General features: G+C 65.3%; 14 protein-coding genes, 2 tRNA genes and 1 pseudogene. 11 read left to right on the plus strand and 6 right to left on the minus strand.

All coding sequences use genetic code 11. The annotated features are described in order from the left end of the window. Positions 1–17 precede the first annotated feature (17 nt). On the plus strand, positions 18–959 hold the full coding sequence (locus tag ACVMIM_RS24720) for an energy transducer TonB family protein (protein ID WP_476115090.1): 942 nt from the start codon (positions 18–20) through the stop codon (positions 957–959). 51 nt (positions 960–1,010) lie between these two features. Next, on the plus strand, positions 1,011–1,325 hold the full coding sequence (gene hmuQ, locus ACVMIM_RS24725) for a heme-degrading protein HmuQ (RefSeq protein ID WP_125001846.1): 315 nt from the start codon (positions 1,011–1,013) through the stop codon (positions 1,323–1,325). Between the two features lie 35 nt (positions 1,326–1,360). Here hmuQ and putA read toward each other — a convergent pair whose 3' ends face one another. Beyond that, positions 1,361–4,969, minus strand: coding sequence for a bifunctional proline dehydrogenase/L-glutamate gamma-semialdehyde dehydrogenase PutA (gene putA / locus ACVMIM_RS24730; RefSeq protein WP_476115092.1), 3,609 nt, complete (start codon positions 4,967–4,969; stop codon positions 1,361–1,363). Positions 4,970–5,133: 164 nt separating this feature from the next. On the opposite strand from putA, the gene ACVMIM_RS24735 reads away from it, so the two are divergent. After that, the gene (locus ACVMIM_RS24735; RefSeq protein ID WP_041004043.1) at positions 5,134–5,586 is read left to right on the plus strand and encodes an Lrp/AsnC family transcriptional regulator; all 453 of its coding nucleotides are present in this window, start codon (positions 5,134–5,136) and stop codon (positions 5,584–5,586) included. On the opposite strand, the gene ACVMIM_RS24740 is transcribed toward ACVMIM_RS24735, so the two are convergent. Next, a complete protein-coding gene (locus ACVMIM_RS24740; RefSeq protein ID WP_476115094.1) occupies positions 5,583–6,791 on the minus strand; it encodes a cytochrome-c peroxidase in 1,209 nt (402 codons plus the stop codon). The two genes, ACVMIM_RS24735 and ACVMIM_RS24740, sit on opposite strands and share 4 nt — an antisense overlap. A gap of 7 nt (positions 6,792–6,798) precedes the next feature. Continuing rightward, positions 6,799–7,242 carry a FixH family protein gene (locus tag ACVMIM_RS24745; RefSeq protein ID WP_278047947.1) on the minus strand — a complete coding sequence of 148 codons (444 nt, stop codon included), beginning with the start codon at positions 7,240–7,242 and terminating at the stop codon, positions 6,799–6,801. A gap of 157 nt (positions 7,243–7,399) precedes the next feature. Between ACVMIM_RS24745 and ACVMIM_RS24750 the strand changes: the two genes are divergently transcribed. Then, positions 7,400–8,317, plus strand: a complete 918-nt coding sequence (locus tag ACVMIM_RS24750; protein ID WP_476115095.1) for a sugar kinase — start codon at positions 7,400–7,402, stop codon at positions 8,315–8,317. Positions 8,318–8,362: 45 nt separating this feature from the next. Here the strand turns inward: ACVMIM_RS24750 and ACVMIM_RS24755 are convergent, their stop codons facing one another. The 3 genes and pseudogenes from ACVMIM_RS24755 to ACVMIM_RS24765 form a co-directional block, all read right to left on the minus strand. Next, positions 8,363–9,388, minus strand: a complete 1,026-nt coding sequence (locus ACVMIM_RS24755) for an aldose epimerase family protein (protein ID WP_476115097.1) — start codon at positions 9,386–9,388, stop codon at positions 8,363–8,365. Positions 9,389–9,482: 94 nt separating this feature from the next. After that, on the minus strand, positions 9,483–10,940 hold the full coding sequence (locus ACVMIM_RS24760; RefSeq protein WP_476115098.1) for an NAD-dependent succinate-semialdehyde dehydrogenase: 1,458 nt from the start codon (positions 10,938–10,940) through the stop codon (positions 9,483–9,485). A 170-nt stretch (positions 10,941–11,110) separates the two neighbouring features. Further along, a pseudogene (locus ACVMIM_RS24765) lies at positions 11,111–12,060 on the minus strand (AEC family transporter). 153 nt (positions 12,061–12,213) lie between these two features. Between ACVMIM_RS24765 and ACVMIM_RS24770 the strand changes: the two are divergent. The 7 genes from ACVMIM_RS24770 (at position 12,214) to ACVMIM_RS24800 (ending at position 17,638) form a co-directional block, all read left to right on the plus strand. After that, entirely contained in the window at positions 12,214–12,762 is a 549-nt protein-coding gene (locus ACVMIM_RS24770; RefSeq protein ID WP_041004347.1) for a histidine phosphatase family protein, read from the plus strand. Positions 12,763–12,974: 212 nt separating this feature from the next. Beyond that, positions 12,975–13,048, plus strand: a tRNA-OTHER gene (locus ACVMIM_RS24775). Between the two features lie 2 nt (positions 13,049–13,050). Beyond that, a tRNA-Lys gene (locus ACVMIM_RS24780) sits at positions 13,051–13,119 on the plus strand. A gap of 342 nt (positions 13,120–13,461) precedes the next feature. After that, on the plus strand, positions 13,462–14,604 hold the full coding sequence (locus tag ACVMIM_RS24785) for a slipin family protein (protein ID WP_476115100.1): 1,143 nt from the start codon (positions 13,462–13,464) through the stop codon (positions 14,602–14,604). Positions 14,605–14,786: 182 nt separating this feature from the next. Then, positions 14,787–15,068, plus strand: a complete 282-nt coding sequence (locus ACVMIM_RS24790) for an acyl carrier protein (protein ID WP_040981809.1) — start codon at positions 14,787–14,789, stop codon at positions 15,066–15,068. A 33-nt stretch (positions 15,069–15,101) separates the two neighbouring features. Then, on the plus strand, positions 15,102–16,292 hold the full coding sequence (locus ACVMIM_RS24795) for a beta-ketoacyl-ACP synthase (RefSeq protein ID WP_041004027.1): 1,191 nt from the start codon (positions 15,102–15,104) through the stop codon (positions 16,290–16,292). A gap of 74 nt (positions 16,293–16,366) precedes the next feature. Further along, positions 16,367–17,638 (plus strand): beta-ketoacyl-ACP synthase, encoded by a 1,272-nt coding sequence (locus tag ACVMIM_RS24800; protein ID WP_476115103.1) that lies wholly within the window; start codon positions 16,367–16,369, stop codon positions 17,636–17,638. Positions 17,639–17,663 lie beyond the last annotated feature (25 nt).

Here is a 17,663-nt window from a genome sequence, read left to right on the forward strand (position 1 = left end):
AGCTTCCGGCCCGCGCCATGCAAGACACCAGCGACATTCCCGACACCGACTGCGTTTTGGCGGCCGCTCCCGGCGAGGGGTTGGCCGGACCACGCCCGCGTGGCGAACATGGCAAGTGGACCATTGCGATCGCCGCCTCATGCCTGGTTCACGGCGCGGTGGCGGCAGCCTTGCTTGTGTCGCCGTCGGCAAAGTCGGATCCGCAGGATCCGACGCAGGCGCAAGGCAGCGAGCGATCCGGCGCCAATGTCGCCGGCAGCGCGCTGAATCCTGAACAGCAGTCGATCAACGTCGCCTTGGTGCCGCCTCCTCGGCCACCGGCGAAAGCGGCGCCGCCAACCGAAACGGCGCCGCCGGTCGAAAAGACGCCGCCGGTCGAAGCCGCGAAAACACGAGCCGAGCCCAGCAAGCCTCCGGTCGATCCGGAGATACTCGTCGCCGACGCGCCTCGGAACGACTCCGACAGCGTAGCGCCGGACACGAAACCGCCCGAGCCTACCCCCGCTCAACCGCAGGAAAGCGTCAGCCATCCACCGACGCCGGCACCGCCGCCGGCCCCCGCCGCCAGGCCGGCGACCGCCAACCCGCTAACGGCTGAAAAGAGCGGCTCTGCGGACGGTCAAACCCGGTCCGAGCCAGCGGTCAGCAAAGGCAAGAGACAGAACGAAGCGGGCACTAGGGCGGAAGACAATTACCGCAGCAATGTGATCCGCAAGCTCGGCCGCGTCTATCGGGCCGTCCCGCCTTCGCTGCAGGCGGCGGCGCGCAGCAACACCGTCGTCACCTTCGTCATCGGCAGGCAGGGCACCATCGACGAGCTGCGTGTCGTTGAAAGCTCGGGCTCGGACACTTTCGACCAGATCGTCCTTGGCTTCGTGCGCAAGGCGGCACCCTTCCCTCCCATCCCGGCGAAGGTCGGAAACCGCCTGGAATTCACCGGCGCGATCGGCCCGTTTTGAAAACCTCCGCCTTCAAACCATCAATCCCCGGCTCTCCATGAAAGGAAACCAATGTATATCGCCATGAACCGCTTCAAGGTCCAGAACGGCTCGGAAGAAGCCTTCGAGGATGTCTGGAAGAACCGCGATTCCAGCCTCTCCGAAATGAAAGGGTTCAGGGAGTTCCACCTGCTGCGCGGCCCGGTCAACGAGACCGAGGGCTATACGCTGTTTGCCTCGCATACGGTCTGGGCAAGCCAGGAGGATTTCGTCGCCTGGACGAAGTCGGAAAATTTCCGCGCCGCCCATCGCAACGCCGGCACCTCGAAGGTGCACTATCTCGGCCACCCGCAATTCGAAGGCTTTTCGGTCGTCGAAGGCGCTTGAAACTCGCCTCCGACAAACTGCGCCTCTCGCGCTAATTAGGCCGCGGCCAGCAGGCTGGCGTTTCCGCCTGCGGCCGTCGTGTCGACGCAGACCGCGCGCTCGTGCGCGTAAGCCGCGGGGTTCAGCACTTCGCTGACCAGTGGCACGATCGGCCCGGCGCGTTCGGCGATCACCTTGCGCACGATTCGCGCCGCCTCCGGCGTGCCGGAGAAGGCGACGACGTCGATCCGGAGCGAGCGCGCCTCCACGGGGTCGGGCCGGCCGTCGATCGCTGCCAGCGGCAGGCCCTTGCCGGTCAGCGCCGACAACGCTGCCAGCGCGCCTGGCGCCACCGCCAGCACCGCATTGCCGGCCGCGAGCGCCTGGATCGTCTGGGCAAGCAGCGTCTCGGCATCCGGTCCGAGGCAGAGCACCCGGCCGCGCGGCGCCAGCGACAGCGTGTTGGCTTCGCCGGTCGGCCCGGGCAGGTCGACCTGACCGAAATCGAGGCTTGCCGCCGCAGCAATTGCCGCCGCGCCCTTGCCGCGCAGATGCTTCCTCAGGATCGCGACGCGGTCCGGCCGCGTCGACCAGCCGCCGAGCGTCGGATCCGGCAGATTGTCGGCAAGCTCGGTCGCCGTCACCTTATGGCCCTCGCCGACCTCGGTGCCTGCCTCCGGCCCCTTGCGGAAGCGCCGCAGGTAATGCGGTCCGCCGGCCTTCGGCCCGGTGCCCGAAAGCCCCTCGCCACCGAAGGGCTGCGAGCCGACGACGGCGCCGATCTGGTTGCGGTTGACATAGATGTTGCCGGCATGGATTCCGTCGACGAAATGCTGGACGCGGCCCTCGATGCGGGTGTGCAGGCCGAATGTCAGGCCGTAGCCCTTGCGGTTGATGGCGGCGATCACCTGGTCGATGTCGTCGGCGTCGAAGGTTGCGACATGCAGCACCGGGCCGAACACCTCGCGCTCCATCTCCTCGATCCCCTTGACGCGGAAGACATGCGGGGCGACGAAGCGGCCGGAGACCGGCGCTTCCAGCTTGGCGATCAGCCGGCCTTCCAGCCCCTTCTTCTTGCAATAGTCGCTGATCGCACTTTGAGCCTCGTCGTCGATGACCGGACCGACATCGGTCGAGATGGCCCAAGGATCGCCGACGGTGAGCGCTTCCATCGCCCCCTTGAGCATTTCCAGCATCTTCTTCTCGACATCCTTCTGGACGTAGAGCACGCGCAGCGCCGAGCAGCGCTGGCCGGCGCTCTGGAAGGCTGAAGCGAGGATGTCGCGCACCGCCTGCTCCGGCAGCGCGGTGGAATCGACGATCATCGCATTCAAGCCGCCGGTCTCGGCGATCAGCATCGCATCGGGCGCCGCGGTCTCGGCCAGTTGCTTCTCAATCAGCTTGGCGACCTCGGTCGAGCCCGTGAAGCACACACCCGCAATGCGGGGATCGGCGGTAAGCGGCGCGCCGACCGACGGGCCATCGCCCGGCAGAAGCTGAATGACATCTTCCGGCACGCCGGCCTCGCGCAGCACCTCGACGGCGCGGAAGGCGATCAGCGGCGTCTGTTCCGCCGGCTTGGCGATGACCGAATTGCCGGTGACCAAGGCCGCAGCGATCTGGCCGGTGAAGATCGCCAGCGGGAAATTCCAGGGCGAAATGCAGACGATCGCGCCACGCGCCTCGGTGCCGGCCTCGGCATTCGCGGCCTCGGCCGCGTAGTAGCGCAGGAAGTCGACCGCCTCGCGCAGCTCGGCGACGCCGTCGGCCAGCGACTTGCCGGCTTCGCGAGTGGCCAAAGCGAAGAACTCGGCGGCATTGGCCTCGTAGAGGTCGGCCGCGCGGTTCAGGATCGCGGCGCGCTCGGCAACCGGACGCTTCGCCCAGGCAGGCTGCGCGTCGACGGCGATGCGCACGGCGGTCGCCACCCGCTTGGCCGCCGCCTCATGCACGGTGCCGACGATCTCATCGGGCTTGGCCGGATTGACGATCTGGCGCTGCCTGCCGTAGCCGGCAGCGCGCGTGACCGGCTTGGCGTGCCAGCGGTCTGTTCCGGCAAATTCCGCCCTTGCCTTGTCGATGGCCGCGAGCGTCACCGGATCGGTGATATCGAAGCCTTTCGAATTGCGGCGCCCAGCGCCGAAGATCGCGGCGGGGGGCGCGATCGCCGGATTGGCGGCAGGCCCCTGTTTCTCGACAACCGTGAGCGGGTCGCGCGCGATCTCCTCCGGTTCGACCTCCTCGTCGGTCAACTGGTGGACGAATGACGAGTTGGCGCCGTTTTCCAGCAGACGCCGTACCAGATAGGCAAGCAGGTCGGAATGCGCGCCGACCGGCGCGTAGATGCGGCAACGCGTGCCTTCGGCCTTGCGCACCGTCTCGTGTAGGGATTCGCCCATTCCGTGCAGGCGCTGGAACTCGAAGCTGTCACGGTCCTTTGCCATCGACAGGATGGCGGCAACCGTATGCGCGTTATGCGTGGCGAACTGCGGATAGATGCGGTCGGTCATCGACAAAAGCTTCTTCGCGCAGGCCAGATACGAAACGTCGGTGTTGGCCTTGCGGGTGAAGACCGGATAGCCGGACAGGCCGAGCGTCTGCGCCCGCTTGATCTCCGTGTCCCAATAGGCGCCCTTCACCAACCGCACCATGATCCGGCGGTCATATTTCTTGGCGAGCGCATAGAGCCAGTCGATGACGAGGGCCGCGCGCGGGCCATAGGCCTGGACGACGACGCCGAAACCGTCCCAGCCGGCAAGTTCCGGCTCGGCCAGCACGCGTTCGATGACGTCGAGCGAGAGATCGAGCCGGTCGGCCTCCTCGGCATCGATGTTGAGGCCCATGCGCGAATGCCGGGCGGCAAGCGCCAGCGACAGAAGCCGTTCGGCCATCACCGGCAGCATGGTCTCCTTTTGCGCCACCTCGTAGCGCGGATGCAGCGCCGAGAGCTTGACCGAAATGCCGTTATTGTGGCGGATGTCGGGGCCGTTCGAGCCGGCATCCAGCGACGAGATCGCGTCCGCATAGGCGCGGTGGTAGCGCAGGGCGTCGGCTTCGGTGCGGGCCGCCTCGCCCAACATATCGAAGGAATAGAGATAGCCCTTCTGCGTCATCGGCCGGCCGCGCTTGACGGCCTCGGCGATGGTGCGGCCGAGCACGAACTGCTCGCCCATCTCGCGCATCGCCGCGGCGACTGCCTTGCGGATCACCGGCTCGCCCAGCCTGCGCACCATGGCGCGCAGCGTGCCTTCGATGCCGCCCTCGCCTTCGTCGAGCACACGGCCGGTCAGCATCAGGGCCCAGGTCGAGGCGTTGACGAAGATCGAGCTCGAGCTGCCCGAATGCGCCGACCAGTCATGCGGCGCAATCTTGTCGGCGATGAGATCGTCCATCGTCTCGGCGTCCGGCACTCGCAGCAACGCTTCGGCCAGGCACATCAGCGCCACGCCTTCCTTCGTCGACAGGCCATAGGCCGAGAGGAAAACCTCCATCAGCCTGGGGTCGGTCGAGCCGCGCACCGCCCGCACCAGATCGGCCGCGCGCGCCGAGATCGCCTTGCGCTCCTCCGCCGAAAGTCCCGCCGCCGCCGACAGGCGCTTCACCGCCTCGTCTTCGTCGGGCAAATAATTGGCGCGGATCTGCTGGCGGATGGCGTCGAGCGGCATGTCGGGTCCATGAAAGCGAGCGTGAGCGAACGGTCTGGCGGCTGCCGGACCGAATGGCGCAAGCTAGCACAGCTGCGAATTTCAGTCGGTCCAAAGAAATCGACAGGATAGGCCATTCGATCTATCATATAGGCATCGTTTCCAATTTTTTGACTGCCATTTCGATGATCGAAGACCAATTGGACCGCATCGACCGCAACATCCTGTCCGCGCTCGGGCGCGACGGCCGGCTTTCGATGTCTGAACTGGCTTTGAAGGTCGGCCTGTCAAAGACGCCGGTGCAGGCTCGGGTGAAGCGGCTGGAGAAGGATGGCTACATCAGGGGTTACCGCGCGGTCATCGACCGCGAACGCATGGGCGAGGGCCATGTCGCCTTCGTCCAGGTAAAACTGTCGGACACGCGCTCAGCGGCGCTCGACGCCTTCAATCGCGCTGTGCAGGGCGTTCCGGAGATAGAGCAATGCCACATGATGGCGTCCAGCTTCGACTATCTGCTGAAGGTGCGCACCACCGACATTGCCGCCTATCGCCGCGTGCTCGGCGAGCGCATCTCATCCCTGCCCCACGTCGCCCAGACCTCGACCTTCGTGGCGATGGAGACGGTCAAGGATCGTTAGTCCGAGAGCGTCTTCAGGAACGCCACTAGCGCCGCGCGCTCGCGGTCGGATAGATCGAGCGGGTGGACTTCGGAAACGCCCTCAACGGCAATCGGCGCCTTCGAATAATGCGCCACCACCTCGTCGAGCGTCGCGAACTGCCCGGCATGCATGTAGGGCGGCCTGCTTGCGGCACCCCTGAGCGACGGCGCTTTGTAAGCACGTACGATCTGCGGATCGTCCTTGACCATGAAGCGCAGCTCGCGGCAGGCGCTTTCGTCGCCGTCGCGGAACTTGCCGAAGCAGTTGAACGGATCGGCCTCGACCTGCGCCACGCCATCGACGCGCCCGCGGTCCGGCGGCAGGCCGTCGATCGGCGGTACGCCAGTGTTGTGGAAGGAGTTGTCGGTGAAGCGCGGGCCATTGTGGCAGGTCACGCAATTGGCCTTGCCTATGAACAGCTTTAGCCCGAGGATTTCCTCCGGCGAGAATGCCGCATCCCCTTCCGGCTTGGCGCCGGTCGCCAGATCGATGGCGAAGCGGTCGAAGCGCGTCTGCTCAGGCTCGATCGAGCGCTCGAAGGCGGCGATCGCCTTGCCGATATTGGCGAAGACGCGGTTGACGTCCTCTTGCTGGCCGGAGGGCATGGCGTTCCACGCCGCCTTCTCGACATCTGTGCCGAGCGGGCCGGCATTGGCCGGCACGGTGGAAAGGTCAGGCAGCGGTCCGAAGATGCGCTCATAGCGCTCGCCGAACCGCTTCTTGATGTAATGCGCGAAAGCCGCCCGGTTGCCGGCCTGCTCCAGCGGGTTTTCAAGCGGCGTCAGCGCTTGCGCCCACAGGCTGTCGCGCCGTCCGTCCCAGAAGAACCACGGATTGCGTGCCACACCGGCCAGCGGCATCGTGCGCCGGTTGGTGTGGCCGACGCCAACCGCCTGCGGCAGGTCGTCCTGGAACTGGCGGTCGATCTTGTGGCAGGTGGAGCAGGACACCGTGCCGTCTCGGCTCATGCCGACATCGAAGAACAGCGTCGAGCCGAGCGCCGCGGCTGCCGGCACATCCGCATACCGGTTCGTGGTGTCGGGTTTCAAGGACGGCAGCGTGTTCAGCGCCAAAGACGCGATGATCTTCTTCTCGGCGTCGCTGAATTGCGGCTCGCCGCAGCCGCCCACCAAGGCGAGAGCGGCCAAGGCCAGCAGACCTGCAATGCCGACAATATGCCTCATCGCCCACTCACAACACGACGTTGAAGACGACGGAATCGGATCCGGCCGCCGCCGAGATACCAAAGTGCAGCTGCCACCAGCCGCTCATGGTGAACTTCACGCCGTCGATGCGGTAGCGTCCCTCCCCCAGGTAATCGGTCGCCTGCGGACTGGTCGGCAGGCCGTGATCGTGCTGAGGCATACCGCCCGAAACGGTGATGGCGGCCCCCTCCACCGGCGCGCCGGCGGCAGTTTTCAGCGTCAGCAGCCAGGACTGCAGCTCGCCCTGTCGGACCACGCCGCGCTCCGGCTCGAAGCTCGCGAGGAACAGGCCGTTCGCCGTCTTCTTCGAGCGCGACAGGTCCGGACCAGGCGCCGATTGCGGCAACGTCAGATAGACGGCGGCCACGATGCCGACCAGCAGCGCGGCCAGACCGAGACCCGCAAGGATGTAACGCCATATCGATGCCAAACCCGTTCCTCTTCGGCTGCTAACGTCGCGGGCCGCTTGTCGCGTCCCGCACTGCCTGTGGGAAATCGCTTCTGGCGCAAAATTCGCCGCCAACCAAGCATGGCGCTGCCGGCCGCAAAAAGCTACAGCAACAACATCTTAGGAAGGAATAGCTCGCATGGCCAAGGGTATCGCGTCGATCGGCGAATGCATGCTGGAACTGTCGGGCCGGAGCGGTTCGGACTGGCGCATGGGCTTTGCCGGCGACACCTTCAACACGCTCTGGGCATTGCACGCCTTGAGCCCGGATCGGCCCGCGACCTATGTGACGGCCTTCGGCGACGATCCCTTCTCGCGCGACCAGATCGCCTTTTTCGGCCAGAACGGCATCGGCGTCGGCAACAGTCCGGTCATTGCCGGCGCGCGCCCCGGCCTTTACGCCATAACGCTCACTGGGGCCGAGCGCGCCTTTACCTATTGGCGAAGCGACGCTGCCGCGCGCCAGCTCGCCTCCGACCCGAGAGCCTTGGCGAAGAGCCTTGAAAACCAGGCACTTGTCTATTTTTCCGGAATCACCTTGGCAATTCTGGACGAGGCCGCGCGGAAAACTTTGCTGACGGCCATAGTTGCGGCACGCAAGGCCGGCTCGGTCGTCGCCTTCGACCCGAACTATCGGCCGCGCCTGTGGCCGACCCGCGAGACCGCAGAGGCCGCGATCCTGGAAGCGCTTGCCGTAACCGACATCGCGCTGCCGACTTTTCCGGACGAGCAGATGCTGTTCGGCGACGCGACGCCGCAGACAACGGCGGAGCGCCTTGGCAAGCTGACCGGCGAGGTCGTGGTCAAGAATGGCGAGCAGCCGGCCTTGATTGCGCTGAACGGCGCTTCGCAGATCGTCGACGCGCTTCATGTGGCCGCCCCTGTCGACACCACCGGCGCCGGCGATTCCTTCAATGGCGGCTATCTCGCAGCGCGGCTTGCCGGCCATGCGCCCGGCGACGCGGCGCGCCGCGCGCACAAAGTCGCCGCCGCGGTTGTGCAGGTTCGCGGCGCGCTGGCTCCATTCGAGACGTTGAGGGCTGCCTTCGATAGTTAAGCGATATCGAAGCTTAGGCACGCCTCACTTCAATACCGCCAAACTTTAAGGCAGACGGAACCGGTATTCCGTAACCTGACGATAGATCTGGCCAGGCCACAGCGTTGCCTGCGGGAAATATGGCCGGTTCGGTGCGTCCGGCCAGGTCTGCGCTTCAAGGCAGAGGCCCGAAAACGCCTTGTAGCGGCGACCATCGAGCCCCGGCGATGTCGGCGCCACATACTGGCCGATATAGAGCTGCAGTCCGGGCTCGGTGGTCCAGACCTCCATCTCGACGCCCGAATTGGCGCCTTGCACCCAGGCCGCCTGATGCAGCGGTCCACGGCTGGAGGCAAGACAGAAATTCTGGTCGTAGCGAAGCTGCTCGCCTTCCATTTCCATGCGCAGCGGCCGCGCCTGCCGGAAGTCGTAAGGCGTGCCGTCGACGGGCTTCACGACACCGGTCGGGATCATCTCGTCATCGACGGGCGTGTAGGCGCCGGCGTTGAGCATGAGCCGGTGGTCGAGGATATCGCCGGCCCCGCCATCGTCGAGATTGAAGTAGGAATGCTGCGCGAGATTGCAGAGCGTCGGCTCCTCGCAAGTCGCGGTCAGCTCCATGCTGAGCGTGCCGGGGATCTTCAGCCGATAGGTGCAGGTGACGTCGAGCGCGCCGGGAAAGCCCATGGCGCCGTCCGGGTCGTGCAACGTCAGCGTCACGAAATCGCGGCCATGCAGCGAGACCGTCCATGGCCGGTGGAAAAAGCCTTCCGAGCCGCCATGCAGCGTATGCTTGCCGAGAAAATTGCGCTCGGTCTGGTAGCGCTTGCCGGCAATGGTGAAACGGCCGCCGCCGATGCGGTTGGCGAAGCGGCCGACGACGGCGCCGAAGAAGGCGCGGTCGGTCTCGTAAGGTTCGAAACGGTCGTAGCCCAGCACCAGCGGCGCGTCGTGGCCGGCAAGACGCAAATCCTGAACGATGGCGCCCAGCCCGATGATGTTGGCGGTGAGGCCACCCCCCCGGATCGTGAAGCGGCGCACGGCCTCGCCCGCCTGCGTCGTGCCGAAGACCTCGCCGTCCTTCATTGCCATGCCCGAAATGTCATTTCCGATCCGTGCATTTAGGCCGGCCGCGTATCATCCGGCAAGGGCAGGCTCAAAGCCTGCCCTCTGCCATGAATTGACGTCAGAGTCCGAGGCCGCCGAGGCAGGCATATTTGGTATCGAGATAGTCCTCGATGCCCTGGTGCCCGCCTTCGCGGCCGAGGCCGGATTCCTTGACGCCGCCGAACGGCGCCTCCGGCGTGGTGATCAGGCCTTCATTGACGCCGACCATGCCGTATTTCAGGCCTTCCATCACCCGGAACGCGCGGCCGAGATCGCCGGTGTAGAAATAGGCGGCGAGGCCGAACTCGGTATCGTTGGCCAAGGCGACCGCCTCTTCCTCGGTCTCGAACTTGAATACGGGCGCGATCGGCCCAAAAATCTCTTCCTTCATGAAGCGCATGTTCGGCGTGGCGCCGGAGATGACCGTCGGCTGGAAGAACGAGCCGCCCAGCACATGACGCTTGCCGCCGGCGACGACCTTGCCGCCCTTCGACGTCGCGTCGGCGATGAATTCCTCGACCTTCTCGACCGCCTTCTCGTCGATCAGCGGTCCCTGCTGCACGCCTTCCTCCAGGCCCGAGCCGACCTTCAGATTGTTGCTGGCCTCGGCTAGCTTCTCGACGAACTTGTCGTAGATGCCGGCCTGCACGAGGAAGCGGTTGGTGCACACGCAGGTCTGGCCGGAATTGCGGTATTTGGCGGTGATGGCGCCGGCCACCGCGCGGTCGACATCGGCGTCGTCGAAGACCAGGAACGGCGCGTTGCCGCCAAGCTCCATCGACACTTTCTTGACTGTCGAGGCCGACTTCTGGATCAGGATCTTGCCGACCTCGGTCGAGCCGGTGAAGGTGATCTTCTTGACCAGCGGATTGGTGCAGAGCTCGTCGCCGATCTCGCCGGCCGAACCGGTGACGACGTTGACGACGCCCTTCGGGAAGCCGACTTCCTCGACCAGCGCGCCCCAGGCGAGGCCGGAATAAGGCGTTTGCGAAGCCGGCTTGACCACCGCGGTGCAGCCGGCGGCCAAAGCCGGGCCGATCTTGCGGGCAAGCATGGAGGACGGGAAGTTCCACGGCGTGATGGCCGCGATCACGCCGACCGGCTCCTTGGTGACCAGGATGCGGCGGTCGCCCCATGGCGACGGCACGATGTCGCCATAGACGCGGCGGCCTTCCTCGGCGAACCACAGGATGTAGCCCGCGGCCGAGCCGATCTCGCCCTTGGATTCGGTGAGCGACTTGCCCTGCTCGATGGTGAGCAGCTCGGCCAGAACGTCCTGATTGTCCATCATCGCGTCATGCAGCTTGCGAAGGAGCTTCGAGCGCTCGAGCGCGGTGGTCTTGCGCCAGCTCTTGAAGGCTTCCTCGGCCGCTTCGATGGCGCGGCGGGTCTCGGCCTTGCCGGCCTTCGGCACGGTACCGATCTTGAGGCCGGTCGCCGGGTTGTTGACGTCGATGGTCTGGCCGCTGTCGGCCTGCACCCATTCACCATTGATGAGATTGGCCTGGCGCATGAAATGGCTGGTTTTCTGAAGCATGGTCTGGCCTCCGTTCGGCGCGCTGATCGGGCCGTTTTTCTGGATATCCGTTGAAGCGTGCTTCAAGAGCCGCACGCCGGCGCATTGCTCTTACCTAGGGAAAGGCGGGCAAGCAATCACAAGATGGCATATAGGGGTTGGGCCAGCAAAAGCGAGCGCGCTCAGCGCCTCTATCCGAAGACGTGGATGACCACGGTCAGCCAGAACGACGTGGTCACCACCGCGCTTGCGGTGGCAAGCGTCATCTGGTTCGAGGCCAACGCCTGGCCGGTGTTGAACTGGACGGCGATCAGATAGGAATTGATGCCGGAAGGGAGCGCTGCAACCACCACCGCGACCTTGGCCGTCAGCGGCGGTAGGCCGAGCAGCCATACGAAGGCGAGAACCAGCGCCGGCATCAGGAACAGCTTCAGCGCCGACAGCGCCAGCGCCGGCCCGATGTTGCCGGAAATGCCGAAGCGGCGCAGGCTGAGCCCCATCGCGAACAGTGCCACCGGGCCGGCGGTATCGGCAAGGGTGTCGACCAGCCGCTCGGCGAGGTCCGGCATCGGCGCGCCGGTGAGGCGCCAGGCGAGCCCCGCCAGGATGCCGATGATCAGCGGGTTGATGAACAGCCGTCTGAGAAAGCTTTTGACCACGCGCAGCGGATGCACCGCCTCGTCGCTGCCGCGCCCGAACATCTCGAACAGCACGATCGAGGCCATCATCATGACCGGCAGGTGAATCGAGACCAGCAGCGACAGCACCTCGAAGCCGTTGGCGCCGAAAATGCCCAGGATGAACGGCGCGCCGAGCAGCACGATGTTGGAATAGGCTGAGGAAACGCCCCCGACGACGCCGGCGCGGGCGTCCCGGCCGAAGATGCGGGTTATCACCAGATGCCTGCGGCCCAGGTGATGGCGACGGCCGCAAAGTAGGCGCCCCACAGCGACCAAGGCGTGACGCCGTGGAAATCCGACTTGACCATGGTCTGGAACAAAAGCAGCGGCATCGCCACGTTGACGGCGAATTCGGAAATGCCCTCCCCGCTCGCCGGCTTCAGATAGAAGGTGAGCCCGGCCAGATAGCCGAGCGCCACAAGGCTGAAGACGAAGAGGACGGTTTCTGTGAGCGGAGTCATTTTGCGGGCGGAGACATCTTCCCGTGATAGGCGAGGCCCGACCGCGGTGCAATCGGCGGCGCGCCGGCGCCTCCGCTTGTTTTCCGGACGGCTTTGCGGTCCCTATATGCCAATCACGGCCTTGGTCTCGCCCGGGCCGCCATGGGACTTCCGATGCTGCGACTTGTTCTGGCGCTTTTTCTCCTGGCTGTTCCGAGCCTTGCCCATGCGACCGATGCCGGCTGGGCACTGCTGCGCGACGGCGGCCATGTCGTGCTGCTTCGCCACGCCTTCGTCACTGGGGCGACGGACCCGGCGAATTTCGACATCGGCAATTGCGCCACCCAGCTCAATCTGTCCGAGCGCGGCAAGCAGCAGGCAAGCCGCATCGGCGCGCTGTTCGCGGCGCGCGCGGCGCCGATCGATCATGTGCTGTCCAGCCGCTATTGCCGCTGCCTCGACACCGCTCGCATCGCTTTCGAATCCGAGCCGCAGCCCTTCGCGCCGCTCGACTTGCTCAAGACCGACCCAGCGGCAAAGGCCGCGCAAATGGAAGCGGTGATGAAGGAGATCCGTGGTTATTCCGGCTCCGACAACCTGGTGCTGGTCACGCATCTGGAAAATATCGAGGCGCTCACCGGCGTGGCGCCGCGCGAGGGCGAGGCCGTGGTCGTGGCGCCGGACGGCGACGGCCTCAAGGTGTTGGGGCGCGTAACTTTCTAACGCATCGCGCCGGCCAGTGTTGCTGAAATACCACTCCCGGAAGAAGCCGCAAATTCGCCGCGACAATGCCGCTTGCGACAACCCGTCGCAGGGTCTATAGGCGCGCTCCCGGTCACGAAAACCGAAGCGAGCACAACGGTTGGAGCTTACGCCTCCGCCCGCGCAGCCGGCTTTGCCGCGCTGTGTACGGTGCCGTTTCGGGGGGTGGGATCGCCGATGTAGCTCAGAGGTAGAGCGCCGGATTTGGGTCCGGAGGTCAGGGGTTCGAGTCCCTTCATCAGCACCACGGATAGCTCAGTTGGGTAGAGCATCAGACTTTTAATCTGACGGTCGAAGGTTCGAATCCTTCTCCACTGGCCTGTTAAGCCATCCAAAAACGGTCCGGGGACCGGAATGCGAGGACTTCACGGATGGCGGGCTCCGGCCTCGCCGGACGGCGATGTCCTGCGCCATCGGCTCGCGGCCAGGCCCGCGATGACGATCAAGGCGCGGCAGTGCCGGCAAGGAAGGCTTCGGCCTTCGGCGCCCGCTTTGCCGCCCCGCGATCCGCTCCCGAAGGCCCGCCGTGGTGGATGCCACCGGTCCCCGGATCATTCGTGCCCGGAACTGTGAAGAGACGACGTGAACCGAGAAACGAAAAGGATGATCGACGCATGACGTGACGCCTCGCATGGGGCCATGCCCGACAGGAGTAAGACAATGAAGACCATTCTCGAAAAGCTTCTTGGACGCCAGCGCGTCCTCGTGAAGGAAAATGAACGTGCCGTCGCCCTCTACAAGGGCGAGATCCAGGCGGTCCTGATGCCGGGCGAACATTGGCTCGCCAACCGGCGCGGGAACCTGGAAATCTCCAGGCACGACCTGAAGAACCCGGAATTCGTTTCGGCTTACGAGAAGGCGTTGTTCGACAAGCTCCCGGATGTGGCCGCGCGTCATTTCACCGTCGTCCGCACCGGGCGTACCGACGTCGCCGTCGTCGAGCGCGACGGCGCCTTGCATGCCGTGCTCACCCCGGATCGCAAGCTTGTGCTGTGGACGGATGCCGGCCCGTGGAAGGTGACGTCCGTCGACACGGCGGCCGATCTCGCCGTCGATCCGGCCTTGATGCGCCGGATCGGCCAGGCTCGCAAGACGGAGCACGTGTTCCTCTATCCGGTCGTGGAGGGCCAGGTCGGGTTGCTGTTCGTGGATGGCGTCTACACCCGCACGCTTGCCGCGGGTGTGCACGCCTTCTGGAATGTCGGCCGCATGGTCCAGGTGAAGGTCGTCGACATCAAGCGCCAGTCGCTTGATGTCGCCGGGCAGGAGGTGCTGACCAAGGATCGCGTGACGATCCGCGTCAACATCGCCGCCGAGTACCGGGTCGTCGATCCGGTGACGGCGGTGAGCGCGGTGAAGGACTTCCCGGAAGCCCTCTACCGTGCCCTGCAGTACGCCTTCCGCAAGACGCTTGGCGCGCTCACGCTCGACCAGATCCTCGACAAGAAGGTCACGGTCGACGAGGACGCGGCGGCCAAGGTGCGCGACGACATGGCCGCGATTGGCGTCGAAGTCAGCGATATTGCTCTCAAGGATGTGATCCTGCCGGGCGATATGCGCGAGATTCTCAACCAGGTGGTTTCGGCCGAGAAGCAGGCCGAGGCCAACGTCATCCGCCGCCGCGAGGAGACGAACGCCACGCGTTCGCTGCTCAACACGGCCAAGGTGATGGCCGAGAACCCGGTGATGCTGCGGCTGAAGGAGCTCGAGGCTCTCGAAGCCATCGCCGGCAAGGTCGAGCGGCTCACCGTCCACAACGGGACGGGCGGGCTGCTCAACGATCTGGTCAAGCTCCGCGAATAGCAGACTTGACGCGGCGTAAAATGGGAAGGGCCGCCGGTTCGACCGGCGGCCCTTCTTGCCTTTCCGCAACCCTCTACCCATCTCCCCCCGGCGCATCAGGCCTTTTCCTGCCGGGAAAAACCGATTAGACAGCGCCCAAACAAGATGCGGACAGATTCCGCCCGCAACCGAAGGAAGAGCCCTTGTCCACCACGTTCGAGAAAGTCGCCAAGATCATTGCCGACACCAGCGAGATCGACATCGACACCATCACGCCCGAGAGCCACACGATCGACGATCTCGGCATCGACAGCCTCGATTTCCTCGACATCGTCTTCGCCATCGACAAGGAATTCGGCATCAAGGTGCCGCTCGAGAAGTGGACGCAGGAAGTCAACGACGGCAAGGCTTCGACCGACGATTATTTCGTCATGAAGAACCTGTGCGCCAAGATCGACGCGCTCGTCGCGGCCAAGAACGCCTGATGTGGCGCTCGCCTGCTTGATCCACGGCCGTCCATGAGCAGCCCGCACGATGTCGTCATCACCGGCATAGGCCTTGTCTCTTCATTGGGAGAAGGCCCCGACGCGCACTGGCAAAAGCTGACGCAGCCTGGTTTCCAGCCGGTGCTCGATGCGGCGCGCTTCGCGCCCTATACAATCCATCCCCTGCCCGAGATCGACTGGAACCTGCAGATCGCCAAGCGCGGCGACCAGCGCCAGATGGAAACCTGGCAGCGGCTCGGCACCTACGCGGCCGGACTGGCGCTGGACGACGCCGGCATCAAGGGCAATGACGAGCTTTGCACCACCATGGACATGGTGGTGGCGGCCGGCGGCGGCGAGCGCGACGAAGCCGTCGATGCCGCGATCCTTGCGGCCTCCGAGAGCCGCAACGACCGCGACGTGCTGCTCAACGAGAAGCTGACCACCGAACTGCGGCCGACTTTGTTCCTTGCCCAGCTCTCGAACCTGCTCGCCGGAAACATCTCGATCGTCCACAAGGTCACCGGTTCCTCCCGCACCTTCATGGGTGAGGAAGGCGCCGGCGTCGCGGCCGTCGAGACTGCGGCCGCGCGCATCCGCTCCGGGCAGTCGACCCATGTTCTGGTCGGCGGCGCGTTCCAGACAGAACATTCCGACATGCTGCTCGGCTATGAGCTTGCCGGCTACCTGCATCGCGGCCCGTGGAAGCCGGTCTGGCAACGCCAGGGGGCGGAAGGCGGCGGTGTGGTGACGGGCTCCGGCGGCGCCTTCCTGGTGCTGGAACAGCGCGAGCACGCAAAAAACCGCGGCCGCAAGATCTACGCCGAACTTGGCCCCGTCGTCTCCGGCCGCGCCAGGCGCCGGCAAGGCGAGTTGAATTCAGAGATCGCTGCGCTGCTGAAGCAGGCCCAACTTCCCGATGGCGACCTGCTGACGATTTCCGCCGCCTCCGGCGCCCACGCCGCCACTGCGGCCGAAAAAGCGGTGCTCGACGCCAACCCGGCCTTGGCCGCGCGTGCCTTTTCGACGCTGACCGGCCATATGAAGGAAGCGCAGTTCCCGTTCGCCGTGGCGCTCGCGGCGCTCGCCGTCGACCGCAAGGCTCCCTACCCTGTCTTCGATGCAACAGTGGAACGCCCATTCGAAGGCGCCCCCAATTCCGTTCTTGCAACCGCGATCGGCTATCACCAATTCGAGGGCCTGGGGCTGGTCAAAGCCGCTTAGATCGGTTTTCCGCAATTCCGGATGGAAAACCGCTACACACTTCCTGGAATTGCTCGATAAGAGGCAGACAAAGCATGGCCAATCTTCGCGATCACATGGGAAGGCCGATCGTCGCCGTTACCGGCATCGGCGTGGTGACCTCACTCGGCGTCGGCAAGGCCGATAATTGGGCGGCGCTGACCTCGGGCAAATCCGGGATCCATCCGATCACCCGCTTTCCCGTCGATCACCTCAACACCCGTATTTCGGGCATGGTCGACTTCCTGCCCTCGAGCTCGAAGGGCGCCAGCCACCTCACTTACGAGCTGGCCGAGACCGCTGCCCAGGAGGCCGTCTCGGAAGCCGGCCTCGATTCCGGCGATTTCGGCGGCCCGCTGTTCCTCGCCTCGCCGCCGGTCGAGCTCGACTGGGCCGACCGCTTCTCGCTCTATAATTCCGACAAGCAGGAGACAGGCGCCGAAAGGCTGCTGAGAGTGGCGCGCGGGCTGAAGGAGCTCGACGTTTTCGAGACCACCCAGTTCGGCTCGATCGCCGACCGCCTGGCTGACCGCTTCGGCACGCGCGGCCTGCCGATCACGCTCTCGACCGCCTGTGCCTCGGGCGCGACCGCCATCCAGCTCGGCGTCGAGGCGATCCGCCGCGGCGAGTGCGACAAGGCGCTATCGATCGGCGCTGACGGCTCGGCGACTGCCGAGGCCCTGATCCGCTTCTCGCTGCTTTCGGCGCTGTCCACCCACAACGACATTCCCGAGAAGGCCTCAAAGCCCTTCTCAAAGGACCGCGACGGCTTCGTGCTGGCCGAGGGTTCGGGCGCGCTGGTACTGGAATCGCTTGAGGCGGCCCTTGCGCGCGGCGCGACGATCCTGGGCATCATGCGCGGCTGCGGCGAGAAAGCCGACGACTTCCACCGCACCCGCTCCAAGCCCGACGGCTCGCCGGCGATCGCGGCCGTGCGCGCCGCCCTTGCCGATGCTGGTTTGAGCGAAGACGAGATCGACTACGTCAATGCCCACGGCACCTCGACGCCCGAAAACGACAAGATGGAGCACCTGTCTTTGTCCACCGTCTTCGGCGAGCGCATCGGATCGATGCCGATCTCGTCGAACAAGTCGATGATCGGTCACACATTGTCCGCCGCCGGCGCGGTGGAAGCCGCCTTCTCGCTGATGACCATGCGCGAAAGCGTCATTCCGCCGACCATCAATTACGACAATCCCGATCCGGCTATTGTCCTCGACGTGGTGCCGAACAAGAAGCGCAACGCCGAGGTCGGCACGGTTTTGTCGAACTCCTTCGGCTTTGGCGGCCAGAACACCTGCCTTGTCATGGCGCGGGAACCGGTCTAAGCGGACGTTTTTCCGCGTCCACAAT

The sequence above is a fragment of the Mesorhizobium sp. USDA 4413 genome (genome assembly GCF_056280365.1).